At 34.7% G+C, this 17688-nt stretch carries 13 protein-coding genes; 1 reads left to right on the top strand and 12 read right to left on the bottom strand.

Translation table 11 applies throughout. The annotated features are described in order from the left end of the window. Window positions 1-17: 17 nt before the first annotated feature. The 10 genes from C240_RS00565 to C240_RS00520 form a co-directional block, all read right to left on the bottom strand. On the bottom strand, window positions 18-2390 hold the full coding sequence (locus C240_RS00565) for an ATP-dependent DNA helicase (protein ID WP_271489259.1): 2373 nt from the start codon (window positions 2388-2390) through the stop codon (window positions 18-20). Between the two features lie 149 nt (window positions 2391-2539). Beyond that, window positions 2540-3742, bottom strand: a complete 1203-nt coding sequence (gene argJ, locus C240_RS00560) for a bifunctional glutamate N-acetyltransferase/amino-acid acetyltransferase ArgJ (protein ID WP_271489256.1) — start codon at window positions 3740-3742, stop codon at window positions 2540-2542. A 181-nt stretch (window positions 3743-3923) separates the two neighbouring features. Beyond that, window positions 3924-4604, bottom strand: coding sequence for a Bax inhibitor-1/YccA family protein (locus C240_RS00555; RefSeq protein WP_271489253.1), 681 nt, complete (start codon window positions 4602-4604; stop codon window positions 3924-3926). Continuing rightward, complete coding sequence (locus tag C240_RS00550) at window positions 4597-5079, bottom strand: MaoC family dehydratase (RefSeq protein WP_271489250.1); 483 nt, start codon at window positions 5077-5079, stop codon at window positions 4597-4599. The genes C240_RS00555 and C240_RS00550 overlap by 8 nt, the downstream gene beginning before the upstream one ends. A 116-nt stretch (window positions 5080-5195) precedes the next feature. Then, on the bottom strand, window positions 5196-6533 hold the full coding sequence (gene murC, locus C240_RS00545) for a UDP-N-acetylmuramate--L-alanine ligase (RefSeq protein WP_271489248.1): 1338 nt from the start codon (window positions 6531-6533) through the stop codon (window positions 5196-5198). 221 nt (window positions 6534-6754) lie between these two features. Continuing rightward, the gene (locus tag C240_RS00540) at window positions 6755-7654 is read right to left on the bottom strand and encodes a hypothetical protein (protein ID WP_271489245.1); all 900 of its coding nucleotides are present in this window, start codon (window positions 7652-7654) and stop codon (window positions 6755-6757) included. A gap of 211 nt (window positions 7655-7865) precedes the next feature. Continuing rightward, entirely contained in the window at window positions 7866-9164 is a 1299-nt protein-coding gene (asnS, locus tag C240_RS00535) for an asparagine--tRNA ligase (protein WP_271489242.1), read from the bottom strand. A 50-nt stretch (window positions 9165-9214) separates the two neighbouring features. Next, window positions 9215-10405 (bottom strand): pyridoxal phosphate-dependent aminotransferase, encoded by a 1191-nt coding sequence (locus tag C240_RS00530; RefSeq protein WP_271489240.1) that lies wholly within the window; start codon window positions 10403-10405, stop codon window positions 9215-9217. Between the two features lie 172 nt (window positions 10406-10577). Further along, the gene (locus C240_RS00525; protein ID WP_271489238.1) at window positions 10578-11084 is read right to left on the bottom strand and encodes a cell wall elongation regulator TseB-like domain-containing protein; all 507 of its coding nucleotides are present in this window, start codon (window positions 11082-11084) and stop codon (window positions 10578-10580) included. 85 nt (window positions 11085-11169) lie between these two features. After that, complete coding sequence (locus C240_RS00520; protein ID WP_271489235.1) at window positions 11170-13932, bottom strand: helicase C-terminal domain-containing protein; 2763 nt, start codon at window positions 13930-13932, stop codon at window positions 11170-11172. A 149-nt stretch (window positions 13933-14081) separates the two neighbouring features. On the opposite strand from C240_RS00520, the gene C240_RS00515 reads away from it, so the two are divergent. Beyond that, entirely contained in the window at window positions 14082-14780 is a 699-nt protein-coding gene (locus C240_RS00515) for a hypothetical protein (protein WP_271489232.1), read from the top strand. A gap of 158 nt (window positions 14781-14938) precedes the next feature. On the opposite strand, the gene C240_RS00510 is transcribed toward C240_RS00515, so the two are convergent. Further along, on the bottom strand, window positions 14939-16339 hold the full coding sequence (locus C240_RS00510; RefSeq protein ID WP_271489229.1) for a hypothetical protein: 1401 nt from the start codon (window positions 16337-16339) through the stop codon (window positions 14939-14941). Window positions 16340-16536: 197 nt separating this feature from the next. Further along, window positions 16537-17688, bottom strand: coding sequence for an MFS transporter (locus C240_RS00505; protein WP_271489226.1), 1152 nt, complete (start codon window positions 17686-17688; stop codon window positions 16537-16539).

Below are 17688 nucleotides of genomic sequence, written 5' to 3'. Positions count from 1 at the left end.
GTATCTGTTATTTTTTTCTAATGACGATTCTTGTAATTTGTCTGCCAAAATTGCGTTAATAATTGTTTAGAGCGTTCATTTGAATAAGCTGTTTGTACTTGATCCCAATGAGGCGGGAAAAATTGCTGAACATTTCTTGATGAAAATCGCTGATCTAATAGCAATACAACACCCTGATCATCAACATCTCTGATTACCCGACCTGCTGCTTGCAAGACTTTGTTCATCCCGGGAATTTGATAAGCAAACTGAAATCCTTGATTTTTTTCTTGATCGTAGTAATTCTTGATTAATTCCTGTTCATGATTGATTTGAGGTAACCCAACTCCGATAATAGCCGTTCCAATTAAACGTGTTCCTTTCAAATCAATTCCTTCAGAAAAAATACCGCCTAAAACACAAAAACCAACGAGTGTCTCACTTGGATTTTCAACGAATTCGCTTAAAAAATTTTCTCGTTCAGTTTCATCCATTTTTGAATTTTGAAGCATTGTTTTTACTTGAGGATTTCTTCGTTTAAATAACTCATAAATAGTATCCATGTACGCATATGATGGAAAAAACACAAAATAATTTCCTGATTTTTGTTCGATCATACTCGTTAAACTAGCAACAATTTTATCATAGCTAGCTGCTCGCTCTTTATACGTTGTTTGAATATATTTCTCAATCAGCAGCAACTGATTTTCTTTTGGAAACGGATTGGCTATCCGATAACGTAAGCTCTTGTCACCACCGCCTAAAATTTCTTGGTAATAATCTAGCGGTGTTAAGCTGGCAGAAAACAAGACACTTGCCTTACCTAGATTTAATTTTTGCTCTAATAAATAAGACGGATCTAAACAAAATTGTTTAACAACCACATCATAATTATGGCAATTAACATATGTACAGTAATGATCGTCATAATTTTCACTAATTTTAATGTAGTTTAACAAGTCAAAATAGACTGTTGAAACTTGATTCAATTCGCCAAATTCCTGATTTTCAGGTAACCATTCTTTAATATTTTCTGTTAAAGAGTATGAGGCATTAATCAATGAATCAATTGGCTCTTGCTGATGTAAAAATTCCTGATCTTCTTCTGTGCAAACTTGTTCGATTTTTTCAAAGGCTTTTGCGATTTTATTGATTGCTCGCAGCAGTTTAGGGTGTTTTTGATTCAAGATATCTTTTAAAGCCAAGACTTTATTTTTCGACAATTCTGCTGAGTACATTTCACGTGAACGATTGACTAGGTTATGTACTTCATCAACTAAAAATAGATTCTCTTTCGTTTCTTGCTGCTCATCAAAAAAACGTCGTAAATAAACAACTGGATCAAAAAGATAATTATAATCACAAATTACTAAATCACACCACAAACTCACATCCAGTGATAATTCAAAGGGACATAACGTGTGTTTCCGAGCGTAAGTTTCAATCACTTCTCTAGTAAATTGATTTTCGTTGTTTAATAAATCCCACAATCCCTCGTTTAATCGATCATAATAGCCATTGGCAAAAGGACAAGCTTCCGGGGTACAATTTCGTTCAGTCAAGAAACAAATTTTATCTTTGGCTGTCAAAGTAACACTTTTTATTTTCATATCTTTTTGTCTCATCGCTTCGACTGCATCTTCGGCTACCTGACGTGTAATCGTCTTTGCGGTTAAATAAAAGACTCGTTCGGCTTGTTCTTCGCCAACTGCTTTTAATGTCGGAAAAAGGGTCGAAATCGTCTTTCCCGTGCCAGTTGGCGCTTCGACAAATAATTTTTGTTCGCTTAAGATTGTCTTATACACAGCTACTGCTAATTCTCTTTGACCTGAACGATAAGAATCGTAGGGAAATGACATTTTTTGTAGCGATTGATTGCGGATTCTTCGCCAGTTTGCTTTAAAAATTAACCATTGTTCATATCTTTGGGTTAAATCATCAAAAAATATTTTTAGTTCATCTTTACTAAACGTCTTCACTTGGCGAGTAATTTCGTCTGTGGTAGCTTGATAATACGTCAGCTGTAAATCAATCGTCTCTAGTGCTTCTTGCTGGCAATAAATATGACCATAGCACATTACTTGATACCAGTACATATCCACTTGCTCTTCCAGTAGCTCAGAAAAAGCAGGTTCAGATGTTTTAATTTCATCTATCACAGTTTGCTTATCTTCATTAATAAAAATTCCATCTGCTCGCCCTTCAATTATGTAAGCTTGTTGATTTAATTCTATGTCAATTGCTAATTTGATTTCTTTTTGATAATCTTCTCCTGCTGCTTTTTGAAGCTTTCGATGAATTTTTCCACCTTCAAGCGCTGTATGTTCACTAGCATGCCGAGCATCAATACTCCCTTTACGCAAAATGAACTCAACTAATCTACGCACCGCAATTTTCTCTGTATTTACCATAAATAACCACCACCTATCATTACTCATTATAGAACATACATTCGTAAATTGAAAGGTAATATAAAAAAGTTCTTTGTTAAAAATCAACAACATAAAAAAAGAAGCTATTCCGTACTTAATTTCTAAGTAAACAGAATACTTCTCAATTTTTAAGTAGAATAAGCGCTATTTATTGTGACATAATCATAACTCAAATCACAACCAATAACTTGAAAACTTTTTGTTCCCTGATGAAGATCGACTGTTAAATAAATCTCTTCATTTTTTTCAATATAATTGGCGATTCGTTTGATATTTTGTTTTTCTTCATTGTTTTTTGAAAAAATCGGCAAGTCCCCATAGTAAACTTCAACGTTCGTAGGATCGAAAACTAATCCTTCTGTTTTTCCTAAAGCCATTGCGATTCTACCCCAATTTGGATCACAACCAAATAGAGCCGTTTTTACTAGTGGGGAATTAATAATTGATTTTCCTGCATCTTTAGCTTGCTTTTGATTTTCTGCATTTTTTACGGTAACAAATAATGTTTTAGTTACTCCTTCGGCATCTTTCACAACGTCTAAGGCTAGTTCTCTACTCACTTGATTTAAAGCTGTTTGTAATTCATCCTTATCAACATTGTAATACCCACTTGCCATCAAGGCAACTGTATCACTTGTACTAGTGTCAGTATCTATACTAATGGTATTAAATGATTGATCTGTTGCTGTTTTCAACATTGGATAAACTTGATTTTTGTCTATTTTAGCATCGGTTACAATATAGGCCAGCATTGTCGCCATATTTGGTTCAATCATACCAGAACCTTTGACAATACCTAAAACCGTCGCTTCACCCACTTTCATTGTCCGTACTTTTATTTTTTGATCTGTCGTTAAAATAGCATTGGCAAAATCTTCATACTCATTCTTCAAATCAAACGATTGATTCTTTATAAAAGCTTCGATTTTTTCAATCGGCAGTTGTGGTCCGATGACTCCTGTTGAAGAAGGAAGGATATCTTCTTTTTTTAAATTGAATTTTGCTGATAGAAGCTCTAATATTTTGTATTCATTCTTTCGACCAATTTCTCCTGTTGCAACATTGGCAATGCCACTAGTCACAACAATAGCCTGTAATTCAGCATTTTTCACGTGATCCTTACCAATCGGTATACACTCACCACAAAAAGTATTTTTCGTAAAAACAGCTGCTGCATGACAAATATGGTCTGCCACAATTAAACCAAAATCTTTTTTCCTTTTCTTAATCCCACTATGTGCTCCATAAAACTGAAACCCTTTTGGTATTTTCTCATTAATCCCCATCAATAACACCTTTCCTTGGCTAACAAAACGATTAGTCTGATTCAAATATATTTCTTCAATTTTATAAAAGTATAATGCATAAAAAGTAAACAGTCAACATTTTTATACACAAAACACCTTTAAAAAGAATTTATATTCATAATTTCCGAGAATAAGACTAACTTTATGCAACAAAAAAACACAGTAATGGATTTTTCCAAATACTGTGTTTCAACTATTGCTCATTTTAGTTGTTTTTACCAAAGATACGTAAGAACGCTAAGAACAAGTTAATAAAGTCAAGATAAAGTTGCAATGCGAAAAATACAGCAATTCCTGTTCCCGCTTGTCCGCCTGATTGGTTATAAACCGTACGAATTTTTTGATTATCATACGCTGTAATCCCAGCAAAAATCAAGACCATCAAAATTGAGATGAAAAATGATACTGCACTACTACGTAAGAAAAAGAAATTGATAACCATCGCAATGATAATTCCAATCAAAGCACTGTAAGCTGCATGACCCATTGCAGATAAATCTTTTTTCGTAAACATACCCACTAAGGACATTGCGCCGAATGTAGCTGCGGCACTAACAAAAGCACTAACAACTGTCGCTTGTGCGTACATCAGTAAAGTAGCTGAAATCGTTACACCATTTAAAATAGAGTATGCAACAAATCCGCCGATTGCTAAACTAGGATTTTTTTGCGCTTTCACACCTAAAAAGAAAACTAAACCAATTTGTAAAATCCATAAACCAAAAAACAAAGGAACTGAACTCAATAATGTTTTTAAAACAACTGGATAAACATTTAAAATTAGATAAGATACAAGAGCACTAACTCCGATACCCATTGCTAAAAATGCATAAATCTTTGAATAAAACTTATTTAAGCCAACACTGGCTACTGCTCCATTATTCATTTACTTCTCCTACTTTCTCTTCTAATTCTGCTAGTGTAACTTGAGGCGGCTGTACCATCACGACCGCATCAAGAACACGGCTTTCTTCTTCATTTACAGCCTCAATTGAAATGGTTACAACATCTTTCATTTTATCAACCTTGATTACTTCAAACTGAAACGTCAACGTCTCGTAATGAAAAACAGGTTCAACAAAATTCACAGAAAAATTAACCACATGAGAACCAGGTCCTGGTAAGTGCTTCGAAATCGCACTTGTTATAATCCCCATCAACATAATCGATGGTACGATTGGTTTGCCATATTCTGTTTTTTGGGCATAATCATGTTGGATATATAAAGGATTGGCATCATTGGTTAAGCCTAAATAAAGAAGTAAATCTTTATCTTCGATCGATTCGGTTAAAGACAGCGAATCGCCTTCCTCAATATCTTCGATGGTTTTGCCTAATTTTCTCGGTTTTCCGATATTCAAATTAGTACACCTCCACTAATGATAAGTTTATTGTACCAAAATGACGGCAAAAGGCAAGTTAAAAAGAAGCTCCAACCCTTCAGCTGAAACTTCTTATAGAAAAATAAAATAAACGTTTAAAGCACACTTCTAGTTGTATTACTCAATAGTGTTTCGTATGCTTGTTCAAACTTTTGAACATCACCGGCACCCATAAAAACCATTACAGCATTTTCATGATCCAGCAGCGGAGAAACATTTTCTTCTTTAATCACTTGACCGCCTTTTTGAATTTTATTGCCAAGATCTTCAATCTTCACATCACCTTGTTGTTCTCTGGCAGAACCAAAGATATCACAAAGATAAACATGATCGGCTAAATCTAATGCGTGAGCGAATTCATCCATTAAAGCAATCGTACGTGTAAATGTATGTGGTTGGAATACAGCAATAATTTCTTTATCTGGATATTTTTGACGTGCCCCATCAATTGTCGCAATAATCTCAGTTGGATGGTGAGCATAATCGTCAACGATAATCATGTCAGAAACTTTTTTCTCAGTAAAGCGGCGTTTTACACCTTCAAAAGTTAACATTTCCTCAGCAACTTTTGTCATGTCTAATTTTTCAAAATAAGCAACTGCAATCACACCTAAAGCGTTCATGATATTATGCTGCCCAAATGCTGGTAATACAAAATGACCGACGAATTGTTCTTGATGATAAACATCAAATGATGATCCTTGTGTAGTTCGTTGAATATTTTTGGCTTGAATATCATCATCGTCATTCAAACCATAGAAATAGATTGGAACATCCGCTTTCAGCTGACGTAAGTATTTGTCATCACCATAAGCAAAGATTCCTTTTTTAACTTGCCCTGCCATTGTTTGGAACGCAGAAAAAACATCTTCTATACTCTTATAATAATCTGGATGATCGAAATCGATATTCGTCATGATCGCATAATCTGGAGCATACGCAAGAAAGTGGCGTCGATATTCACAAGCTTCAAACGCAAAAAACTGCGCATTAGGGTCACCGTGACCTGTTCCATCGCCAATTAAATAACTTGTTGGCGCGATACCTGTCAAAATGTGAGACAACAAACCTGTTGTACTTGTTTTACCATGAGAACCTGTAACTGCTACGCTTGTATATGGCTGAATAAAGCGGCCGATAAAATCATGATAGCGAATCACTTCTGCCCCTAATTCTTTTGAGCGCACTAACTCTTCGTGACTATCTGGAAAAGCATTTCCAGCAATCACAATCATATCTTTTGAAATATTATCTGCATTAAACGGTAAAATTTTGACGCCGGCTTTTTCTAAATCACGTTGAGTGAAAAAATATTCTTCTACGTCAGATCCTTGTACTTGGTAGCCTTTTTCAAAAAGCACCAATGCTAATGAACTCATACCTGAACCTTTAATTCCAACAAAGTGATGTAATTTATTTTCTTGATTGCTCATTATAATCCTCTTTTCATATGTAAAAAACTGATAATCAATTTCAATTTAAACAAATCGTATGCTACTCATTATCATACAAATTCATAAAATAATCAACCTAAAAAAGCTGATTCTAATTTTCAAAAAACGTACTTTTATTTCTAAAAAATAAATTAGTATATCAGGATACAAAAAAATTGCTCACTATTCCGACAAAACGGACGATAAAAACAGCAAATACTTTATGAAAAATACTTGCTGTTTTCTAATTCCATGCTGGAATCTTCAATAATACCACTCAATGGCTTATCAAGAATTCCCTTCTTTTTATCTTGTTCTGCTTCTGCTACTTTTTGTCCATAAGCAGTTTGACCTTTGGCATTTTGTTTAGCTGTTTTTAATTCTTTCCGTGAACGCGGCAAAGTATGGCTAATATCTTCTTCCTTGTCAAAACGTTCCATCTCAGGTTTGATTTGTTGGTATTGACGTCTAGTCACCGGAATCTCAGGTGAACCTTTAGGAATATTGAATTTTTTAACAGTAGGATCTTCATTCCCTTTTACTTGAAATGCTGCTGGTTCATCATCAAAAAGTAAATACGTAGCTTGATCTTTCTTCATGGCTTGCGCTAATTCCTGCTCTGATAAAACAGAAGTAGAGGATTCTGGAATTACTGAAGCCGGTATATACTTCGGCACAAAATAAGAACGAGTATCATACGTATAATCTCTAGAAGTAGCCATTTTATTTGATCCATTTGAGCGCTTAAATCCATTACTATACGAACTTTTTTTCGGCATTGAACCAAATAAATTAGTCTTTTGCTTTGGGCTGGCTACTTTATTGTGGCTCATCATATAATTTGGTAAATTAGATTTGTGTCTAGCCAGCTCTTCCATTTGCTCTTGGCTGTGAGCAACGTGCTGCGCATTCGTTTTAGTTGGTTGTTTAGAAGACACAGGCTGAACAGTAACAGGATCCATTACTGGTGTGCTTTGCTGTGTTTGAGTCATATTTTTATTAAGTTCCGGCTCATCTTGAAATAGTCTTCTCTTATTTTCAGAAGTTAATTTTACACCGATTTCATCATCGTAAGCTGGAAAACGAAAATGTTTTCTTTTAATTTGAGTTGGATTTTCCATTCAAGTCATTCCTTTTTTGTACTTTCTATTGATTCTACCACATAATCTTGGATTTCTAAACAATTTACTTTACTTTTTCATGATAACTTTTGCTCTTTTTTCATACATTCTTACCAAAAAATTTACTGGTTCAATTAAAAAGTTAAATACATTAAAATAGCAGCTAAAACGAAGATAGATTCTCCGTCTTAACTACTAAATAAAAACGATACTAAGGATAAATACGGTTTAACAAACGTGGGAATGGACTTGCTTCACGAACATGCTCGATTCCTGCTAACCATGTAACTGTGCGTTCTAACCCTAAACCAAAACCAGAGTGGGGCACTGATCCGTAACGACGTAAATCTAAATACCAAGAATATTCTTTTTCATCTAGGTTATGGTTTTTAATTTGTTCTAATAGGTAATCATAGTCAATCGCTCTTTCAGAACCGCCAATGATTTCTCCATAGCCTTCCGGTGCGATCATGTCAGCACAAATGACAACATCTTCACGAGTTGGATGTGGTTTCATATAAAAAGCTTTAATTGCTTTTGGATAGTTTAAGATAAATACAGGACGGTCAAATGAATTTGCAATAAAGGTTTCATGCGGTGAACCAAAATCGTCGCCCCATTCGATATCATCAAAACCATTTTTCTTCAACAATTCCACTGCTTCATCATAAGAAATGCGTGGGAATGGTAATTGTGTATATTTTTTCAGTACTTCTTTATCACGTTCCAGCACATCTAAAGCTTGATCGCAGTTATCAAGTACGCTTTGAACTAAGAAAGAAACATATTGTTCTTGAACTTCTAAGCTTTCTTCTTGATGCATAAAGGCCATTTCAGGCTCAATCATCCAGAATTCAATCAAATGACGACGTGTTTTCGATTTTTCTGCTCTGAAAGTTGGACCAAATGAAAAGACTTTACCAAAAGCTAAGGCTGCCGCTTCCATATATAATTGACCACTTTGAGATAAATAAGCTTTTTGATCGAAGTAATTTGTTTCAAATAAATCAGTTGTTCCTTCTGCTGTACTTGCAGTTAAGATCGGCGGATCAATTTTAACAAAATTATTATCATTAAAGAATTGGTACGTCGCACGAATGATTTCATTACGGATTTGCATAATGGCGTGCTGACGAGAAGAACGTAACCATAAATGACGGTGATCCATTAGAAAGTCTGTTCCATGTTCTTTAGGAGTAATTGGGTATTCATGACTTTCACCAATCACTTCAATTCCAGTAACCCCAATTTCATAACCAAATTTTGAACGGCTATCTTCTCTGATTTCACCTATAATCCATACAGATGTTTCTTGTGTTAAGCCTTTAGCTAATTGGAAAACTTCTTCTGGTACTTCACTTTTCACAACAATTCCTTGAAAATAAGCTGTACCATCACGTAGTTGTAAGAAAGCAATTTTCCCACTTGAACGTTTGTTAGCAATCCACGCTCCGATTTTTACAGTTTCTCCAACATGATGTTTTGAATCAATAATTTGAATTTGTTCCACAATTGTCTCTCCGTTCATTTCTTTTTTTGCCTATCCCGAATATAGTAATTTTAATTCTTTGATTTTTTTTCTATGAAAGCAGCGATTCGTTTTACCGCTTCTTCTAAGGTTGCTAAGTCTGTTGCATAACTAATCCGAACGTTTTCTGGGGCACCGAAGCCTGCACCTGTAACTAATGCAACTTGGGCTTCTTCTAATAAGTCATCCACCCATTTAGTCACATCGGTATATCCGCATAAGTCCATCGTTTCCTTAATATTTGGAAATAGATAAAACGCGCCATGAGGTTTTTGTAATTTAAACCCTGGTAATGCAGCAAACTGTGGGTAAATTGTATTTAAACGTTCTTCAAAAGCCTGACGCATCGTTTCTACTGTATCCTGTTCACCAAGTAATGCTTCGACTGCTGCATACTGACTGACTGCGGTTGGGTTACTAGTCGATTGGGACGCAATATCGTTCATTGCTGAAATAATTTTATCATCACCAACGGCATAACCGATTCGCCAACCTGTCATAGCATAACTTTTTGATACACCATTGATAATAATTGTTTGTTGACGAATTGCCTCAGATAAAGATGCTATTGGCGTAAATGTGGCACCATTATAGACTAATCGTCCATAGATATCATCTGCTACAATCAAAATATTATTTGCAACAGCCCACTCGCCAATGCTGCGTAATTCTTCTTCCGAATAAATCATCCCAGTCGGATTGGACGGTGAATTTAATATCAGCAATTTGGTTTTATCAGTACGGGCAGCTTCTAATTGTTCAACTGTAACCTTGAATTCCTTTTCTTGCGCACCTGTAATAAAGACTGGAACCCCTTCAGCTAGCTTAACTTGTTCACCATAGCTAACCCAATATGGAACGGGAATAATAACTTCATCACCTAGATTTAAAACTGCTTGGAAAAGTAAATATAAAGCAAACTTTGCTCCGTCTGTTACAATCACATTTTTCGGTTGGTACTGTAATTGATAGTAGGTTTCAATGTGTTGAACTACAGCTTCCCGTAACTGTGGAATTCCCGCTGAAGGAGTATAGTAACTAGCTTTCCCACTTTCAATAGCTTGAATTGCAGCTTGCTGAATATTTTTTGGCGTAGTAAAATCTGGTTCGCCTACTGTTAAACTTAAAATATCTTTACCCTGTGCTTTTAATGCATTGGCTTTAGCTGCTGCAGCCAAAGTAACAGAAGGTTCTAATTTTTGTGCGCGTTTTGAGATTTCCATACTTTCACTCCATTCATTTTTTCATGTATGTGTAACGGACATAAACTACAGATTAGTTTTACATCACACACTATACCTGAATAAACGGCGAGAGCAGAAGCAATTTTAACACTTCTGTCACAGCCTCAATTTTAATCTATTGGAATTTCTTTAAAGTTAATAATTAGTCTCGTCAGACATTTTTAATAACCATGATTTCTTCTGCTTTTTCAAATGACAGTAAATAATAGCTCAACAAACCATCTTTATCCTTTATAACAACTTCCCAGGTTGGTTTGCCATCATACAATCCTAAACTAATTTTTTGGATATTATTTTCTTGATAGTCCGTCTCCATAATTTGACGGATCTGACCTTCTTCTACGCCGTCTTTTTGATTTAGAACGGTTACGTCACCATCTTTTTCAGGAATAATAACAACTAAATTTTCACCCTCAGCATTTTTACCAGTTACACTAAAATATGTTTCTTTTCTGGTAAACCAATAAAAATTATCTACGGTAGTTAACTGCGCATATTCTTTTGCGATTTCGGTTGCTTCTTTTTTCGCCTGAGTTCTTGGATGAGTCGAACGAACATAGAAAATAGCAATCATAACAATAATCACTAATAAAATCGTAATTATGCTTAACAAAATCTTAGTCTTTTTTTCTTCATTTCGGTTTTCTTGCTCTTGCAATCTTCTCGTCCTTTCCAAACTTACTGGCTACCATTATAGCAGAAAATTAGTTCACTTTAATAGCAAAAAAGCGAATTTCTTTCTCTTAATTGTTTAAAAATTCTTTTAGTTCAGAAACAATTTCTTCTATAGAGGTTTCTTTAACTGGCAGATTTTTCGGTAAAGCCTTAATCATACGTTTTCCATATTTCGCTGTAATCAAACGTCTATCTAGAACAATTAAGGCTCCTTTATCTTTTTCAGAGCGTATCAAACGGCCTAACGCTTGGCGTAATCGTAACGCGGCTTTGGGCAGTGCTTCATGGGTAAACGCCTGAATTCCTTTTTCTTCAAGATAATCATAACGCGCTTTAACAAAAGGTCTCTTAGGATTTTCAAAAGGCAATCGTGTCACCACTAAAAGTGATAAGGTCTCCCCAGGTAAATCGACACCTTCCCAAAAACTATCCGCACCAAGTAACACACTATTTTTTGAATGAGCAAAGCGTTTTAGAATTTTTTCACGGCTGCCACTAATTCCTTGTGCCAAAAGTTCCCTACCCTCATTTAAAAATAATGGATGCAGACGATAATAAACACTAGACAGGACTTCATGAGACGTAAAAAGAACCAAAACCGAACGATCAAGTTGAGCTAACTCTTGCAAAACAGATGCAATATAAGCGGAAAATTCAGCCGTTTTCGCCTGACTGATTGCAATCGCCTCAGATGGTATAAATAAACGAGCATTTTTCTCATAGTTATAAGGGTCTGGTAATGTTTTAAACACAATATCTGTTAAACCCAACTTTTCAGGTAAATATTTTTTATCATTTCCAAATTTTAGTGTTCCGCCTGTATATAGAATTCGTTGATAACGCGCATACCATATTGTTTCAGGTAAAATGCTGGCATCTAGATCATTGATTGATAATAAACTATTCCCTTGTATACTTTGACTGTACTCCTTGATCCAGCGCGGCTGCCATTGATTGACATAAATATCAAAACATTCATACAAATATTCCACCCGATCAAAAAATTGTAGTAAACTAACGAAAATAATACGGTCTGATGCCGTATATTTATCTAAGTATTTAGTAATCAATTGTTGAATTCTTTCTTGTATTTCCAGCATTTCTGATAAAAGAACTTCAATTTTTTGAATACTCCGTTCCCCAGTTAAAGACAAATGATCAAATCGTTGTTTTGTTAACAACACGGGCTCCATCACTTGCTGCTCTTTAGGAAACAGTTGATTAATCTCATAAAATAAATCACTAAATTCTTCTACTAAATCCCCCAAAGCTTTACAGTAAATTCGCAACAAACGCTGTCCTTCTTTTTCTTGTTTAAAGACTTGCATTACTTGATCGAATAATTGCTCTTCTTCCAAATAACCTGCTACTTGTTTTTTAAAAGAAGCATAATTAAATTGACGGTTTGCAATTTTACCAGCAATATCTGGCAAATGATGCGCTTCATCAATAATTAAATAAGAACTTTTAGGTAAAATCGGCAGCTCTCTTAATGTTTCCTGTGCTAAAAAAGCATGATTCACAATTAAAACATTGCTTTGCTTGACTTTTTTATATAAGAAACGAACAAAATCCTCTTGATAAAGATTATCTTGGTCCGATAGAAAATCTACCCCTCGATGAGCAACCTCTTTCCAGAAAATATGATTGAAATTAGTTAATTGCAATTCATCCAAATCACCCGTTTCCGTTTCTAACAACCAAACCAAAACGCCCATTTGGTACAATGCATACTGTTTTTGTTTAACAGGTGAATTCAATGTTGCTTTAAATCGCTGCAAATCGATATAATGCCGATGACTTTTAATAATCGTTGCTTGCAACGGTTTTGGGCAAAGCTGATTTGCAAATGGAATATCTTTCTCCGCTAGCTGATTTTGTAAAACAATTGAAACTGTACTAATAATAACTGGGTTTTCCGGGGTTGCTAAATAACTAAGCGGAAATAAGTATCCTAGCGTTTTCCCTATTCCCGTTGCTGCTTCAACAAACAAATCCTTATGTTCATCGTTGATAAAATGTTCATAAACCAAATTCATCATTCGGCTTTGTTCAGAACGATAACCAATTATTTGACCAAAGACTTTTTCCTTTGCTTTTTTCTTAACAGGAAAGATCGATTCACCATATAATTTTTCTTCAAATAAAGTCACTTCTTTACGCCGTAAAGCAATCCCAGATACTACATGTTGCTCTTTAGGTAAAGGTTGGATATTTTGTTTCATTTCTTCATAAATTTCATGAATATAAGCACTCGTATCCATCCCTGTCAATTGACTCAAGCGATCAATCGCCTCCATTGTGATTAAAGGAAGACGTCTCATTTTTGCTTCAATTAACAACAACAATTCTGCTGTTACTTGAGCATCACTATCTGCTTGGTGGGGATTTTCATGGATTAACCCTAGGCTATCTGCTAAATCCCCCAAACGAAAGCTTTTTTCTGTAGGTAAAAAAATCTGTGCCAGCTCAACAGTATCAATTCCGGGTATTTTTAACTTAGGTGCACCACAACGAACTAATTCATGGGTTAAAAATGAATAATCAAAATAAATATTATGTGCAACAAAAACGGTATCCGCTAATAAATTATAAATAGTTAACGCCACATCTTCAAAATAAGGTGCCTTTCGCACACGTGAATTACTAATACCTGTCAGGTGCTGAATTTGTTTAGAAATGGCTTGATTAGGATTAATGTCAGTAGCAAAACGAGAAATAATTTCACCGTCTTGGATCAATACACAACCGAACTGAATAATTCGATCAACAGTGGGATCTGTACCAGTTGTTTCGATATCAACTACTGCATAAACCTGACTTTTTTCCATAAGCTCCCACCTTTCCTCTATTCCTTCAAAATTATACTACAAAACAAAAGTTTTTTTTAGTCTTAGTTGCTAAGATTAAATCTAATCTCTTGTTTCATAAAACAGTCATTATGATAAACTAAGATAAAAAGATAAGGAGTTGTTAGTTTATGAAGAAAAAATTGGTTGGTTTAACATTGGTATTTACTATTTTCTTTTTGAGCGCATGTCATACAAGACCACAGGGAAAAAATAGCATTAACACTGATACGGTTCAGAAAATTGTAGGGACTTGGTTTGCAGATAGCTATGATTATGGATCTTATGTAATTACAAGTGATAACCAAAAAATAGATTTTAATTCAACACATTTAACCATTGATTTTACAGAAGAAAATACTATATATACCTATGAGACTGATGATAAAAAATCTCACTATACCTTTAAATTAGAAGAAGGCACGGTAACTGTTTATCCAACTTATGAGGTTGAGCCAAATGCTGTTGGCGGTTCATTAGCCCCAATTATTTTAAAAAAACAGCAACAAATTTCTACTGAGAATATTTTGGGTAGCTGGCAATCTACTGAATCTGATTATCCAGCATTTATTCAAGTCAAAGCGACTTTTGATCCTCTAAAAATCGATTTACTTCTAGCAAAAGCAGAAGATGCCTCTGATCGTGAAACGATTCCGCTAACACTGGAGAGTAAAAAGACAGATAAATCACTAGTCTATCTTAATTCAGATGAAACATTAAGATATACATTTTCTAATTACGAGAACAAAAAACTGATTCTTACTTCAACTTCAACAAAACAGGATGCTGAAGGAACAGCTAGACCGTGGATTTTAACCCGAGTTCATTAAATTCTTCCCAATACTTCAACAAAAAAAGGGTGTGGGCAAAACCAAAGATCCGTTTTGCTCCACACACTATATTCGACTAAACAGCTAGAAAAAGTAGCTCCTATAATTTCCCTAAAATTAAATAAATAATTGTACACTTTCGAAATGACTAAACCATTTTAATTTTGCGTTGGTTCGTCTGAAAGAATAATCAACTTCTGCATAAATTGATCCATCAAAACATAACCTTCCAAACGCCGTAAAAGCTCAATGGAACAGCGAACTTTTTTCCCAAATAAAGAACGGCTATACGCAATTCCACGTACTTCATCTAAAAATTCATCTAAAGATGAAACTAAGCTGCTACTACTTAAACGTCCACAAATCAAGACATCTTCTTGACGTTTTCTGAGCACTTGTCCCCAAGAATAATTTAAATACTCTGCCTGCTCAATTTGGGCTAAAAGATCTGATCGTAGAACTCTTTTTTTCTTAGTATGTTTTTTCTTGTCACCTAAACGTTTGCGTTTATTGACAAAACATTGATAAATTTCATTTTCAAGATTCTCTAGGTCATCTGGTTCAACATTTGATCTTTCTGTAGAGGAATCAACCATTTGACTATCCTCAAGTTGTAATGAAAAATCAAGCCAATTTTCCGGCTGCAATTGTAGAGCTTTCCCTCTTACCAATGTTAAAGCTTTTAGCTCAGGCTTAGTGACATTATTTTCAGTAATTTTTTCCTTAGCATCTGCATCATCTTTTACTTTTGGCTTTAGAGAGGTGAAGCGTTCGTCTGCTATTGGGGAATTTTCTAGCGTTGGTTTTTCGTTCAACTTGATTTGTGGCTTTTTTTCAGTCTCATTCCCTGCTGCTTTCTCTACCGAATCGCTCAAAACATTTAAGTCATTCTTCTCTATGGATTCTTCAGTCGCATTACTTGAGTCTAAGTGATCGTCTTCTAGTAACAATGGCTGAGCACGTTTTAAATGAATTGTTTTAATACTTCTAGAAATAACTGGTTGAATTTTTGGTTGATGAAGTACTTCAATTTTCCCTTGATTAATTGTTTCAGATAAATCATCAATCATTTTTCTTAAGCGGAAAATTTCATTTGATGTTTCAATCATTTGCTTCATCATACTCTGCATTTCACCTGTATTAATCTCAGGTTCACCTTTATAAATCAGTGAGCGTTCTTCTTTTTCCAATGAAATATCTTCAAGCCAGTGTTTTAAATCTGTCCGCAGTACTCGCTTAGTTGGCTCAAAGCTACCCATTAATAAAGTATAATACATCACTTCAGTTTCAACGTACATATAGATTTTTTTGACAACCAATTCTTCGAAATCATCCGTTGCATCCCAACTATCACAGATAGCATCAAAAAAAGCCTCACCTTCAGCCAAATTCTGATAATCTTTTGCTAAAGTTAATCTTCGTACTAAATAAAAAGAATACGGTGTTTTTATATTATCAGCATAAATTTCACGACCTAAGTAATCAGGATCAATCTCTTTACAAATAAACGTTGATCTTTCTTGTTTAGCTGATTGTTGTTGTTTACTAATCGTTCTCACTTCCTCTAATTTTATCCTTTATAAATCGTATCATTTTTTTAGAAAAAAGAACACACTTCCACTTCTATTATACCTTTAAAAATACAAAATTGCTCTTTTTTTCTATAATACACAATTGCAAAAACAAAATAGAGTTTAATTAATTCATTTTTTTATAATTTTGGTTAATAAAAATCTAGCTTGCTGCTCTAAGACAACTAGATTTTATTGAATCGTAAAGTGATACCAATTATTATCAGGCTTAATAACATAACAAACCATAACGAAGCGTTTGTCGCCGGAATAATATCTGCAATAATCCCCATTAAAATTGGAATCATTCCACCAATAATGTAGCCAAATGATTGAACCATTCCAGTCCAAGCACTTGTTTCTTCAGCTGAATGAGTTAGCTTCAATGGTAATAAAAGTGCAATCGGAAATAAACCGCCTAAACCTACTCCAATCACAAAGGTAGCAAGGACAAACCATAAGAAAGCACCTCTCATAAGTAAACCAACAATCCCTATAAGAACAAGAGAGCTACAGATTAATGACCAGCTTTTAACTTGTCCTACATAATCCATTAACAACGGAATTAAAAAGCTAAATACCATCTGTATTAAGGTATAAAAAGTTAAAACCAAACTTGCAACTTCAATACTAACACCTCTTGAAAATGCAATTGTTGTGATCCAAGTAGTCAATCCATAAAAAATTCCCGATTGAATACCGAAAAATAATGTGATTTTCCACGCTTGCCTATTTCTTAATGGTAAAGCAGCTTTTCTTACAATTAACTCACTTTGTGACTGTTGCTTCGTTCCAGTTTTCCAGCTAAAAAAACCGACTAATGACAAACAACCAAAAAAAGCCAATGCAAAATTCCATCTTCCGCCAAAATAATCAGTCAGTTTCATTACACTGCCTGAGCTGATCGATGCGCCAAGTCCCATACTAATTGAATAAATACCAATTAATAAACCCGATCTTGTAGGAAATTCAGCTTTGATATAACCTGACAACAAGGGCCCAATAATAGCTGTCCCAACACCAACCATAAATGCCGTAGTTATCAATCCAAAATAATTGACTGTGACTGCTCGAGCTAAAATAGCCGCACTCAGTACCAAAAGAAAAACTAAGATTCCTTTTCTTCGACCTAATTTTTCCTGAACAAAAGAAACTGTCAAAGCAAAGATTCCCATACAGATCACTGGAATACTTGTCAATAGACTTGCTGCTACATCAGAAATTGCCAATTCCTTTTTCAGCATTGGCAACAAGGGCGGAATAGAAGAAATTCCTACTCGTAAACTAAATGCAACTAAAAAAACTAGACCGATTTTTTTATAATCTTCTTTAACCAT

The organism is Enterococcus sp. 5H (assembly GCF_028128615.1).
Taxonomy (GTDB): Bacteria; Bacillota; Bacilli; order Lactobacillales; family Enterococcaceae; genus Enterococcus_L.
The sequence above is the reverse complement of the archived record's forward strand: the minus strand, read 5'-3'. Positions and strand labels throughout refer to the sequence as shown.

Coding starts and splice junctions, on each gene's coding strand:
- C240_RS00530 (WP_271489240.1), bottom strand. CDS start 10,405: ATGGAAATCTCAAAACGCGCACAAAAATTAGAACCTTCTGTTACTTTG.
- C240_RS00520 (WP_271489235.1), bottom strand. CDS start 13,932: ATGGAAAAAAGTCAGGTTTATGCAGTAGTTGATATCGAAACAACTGGT.
- murC (WP_271489248.1), bottom strand. CDS start 6,533: ATGAGCAATCAAGAAAATAAATTACATCACTTTGTTGGAATTAAAGGT.
- C240_RS00565 (WP_271489259.1), bottom strand. CDS start 2,390: ATGGTAAATACAGAGAAAATTGCGGTGCGTAGATTAGTTGAGTTCATT.
- C240_RS00555 (WP_271489253.1), bottom strand. CDS start 4,604: ATGAATAATGGAGCAGTAGCCAGTGTTGGCTTAAATAAGTTTTATTCA.
- C240_RS00515 (WP_271489232.1), top strand. CDS start 14,082: ATGAAGAAAAAATTGGTTGGTTTAACATTGGTATTTACTATTTTCTTT.
- C240_RS00540 (WP_271489245.1), bottom strand. CDS start 7,654: ATGGAAAATCCAACTCAAATTAAAAGAAAACATTTTCGTTTTCCAGCT.
- C240_RS00505 (WP_271489226.1), bottom strand. CDS start 17,688: ATGGTTAAAGAAGATTATAAAAAAATCGGTCTAGTTTTTTTAGTTGCA.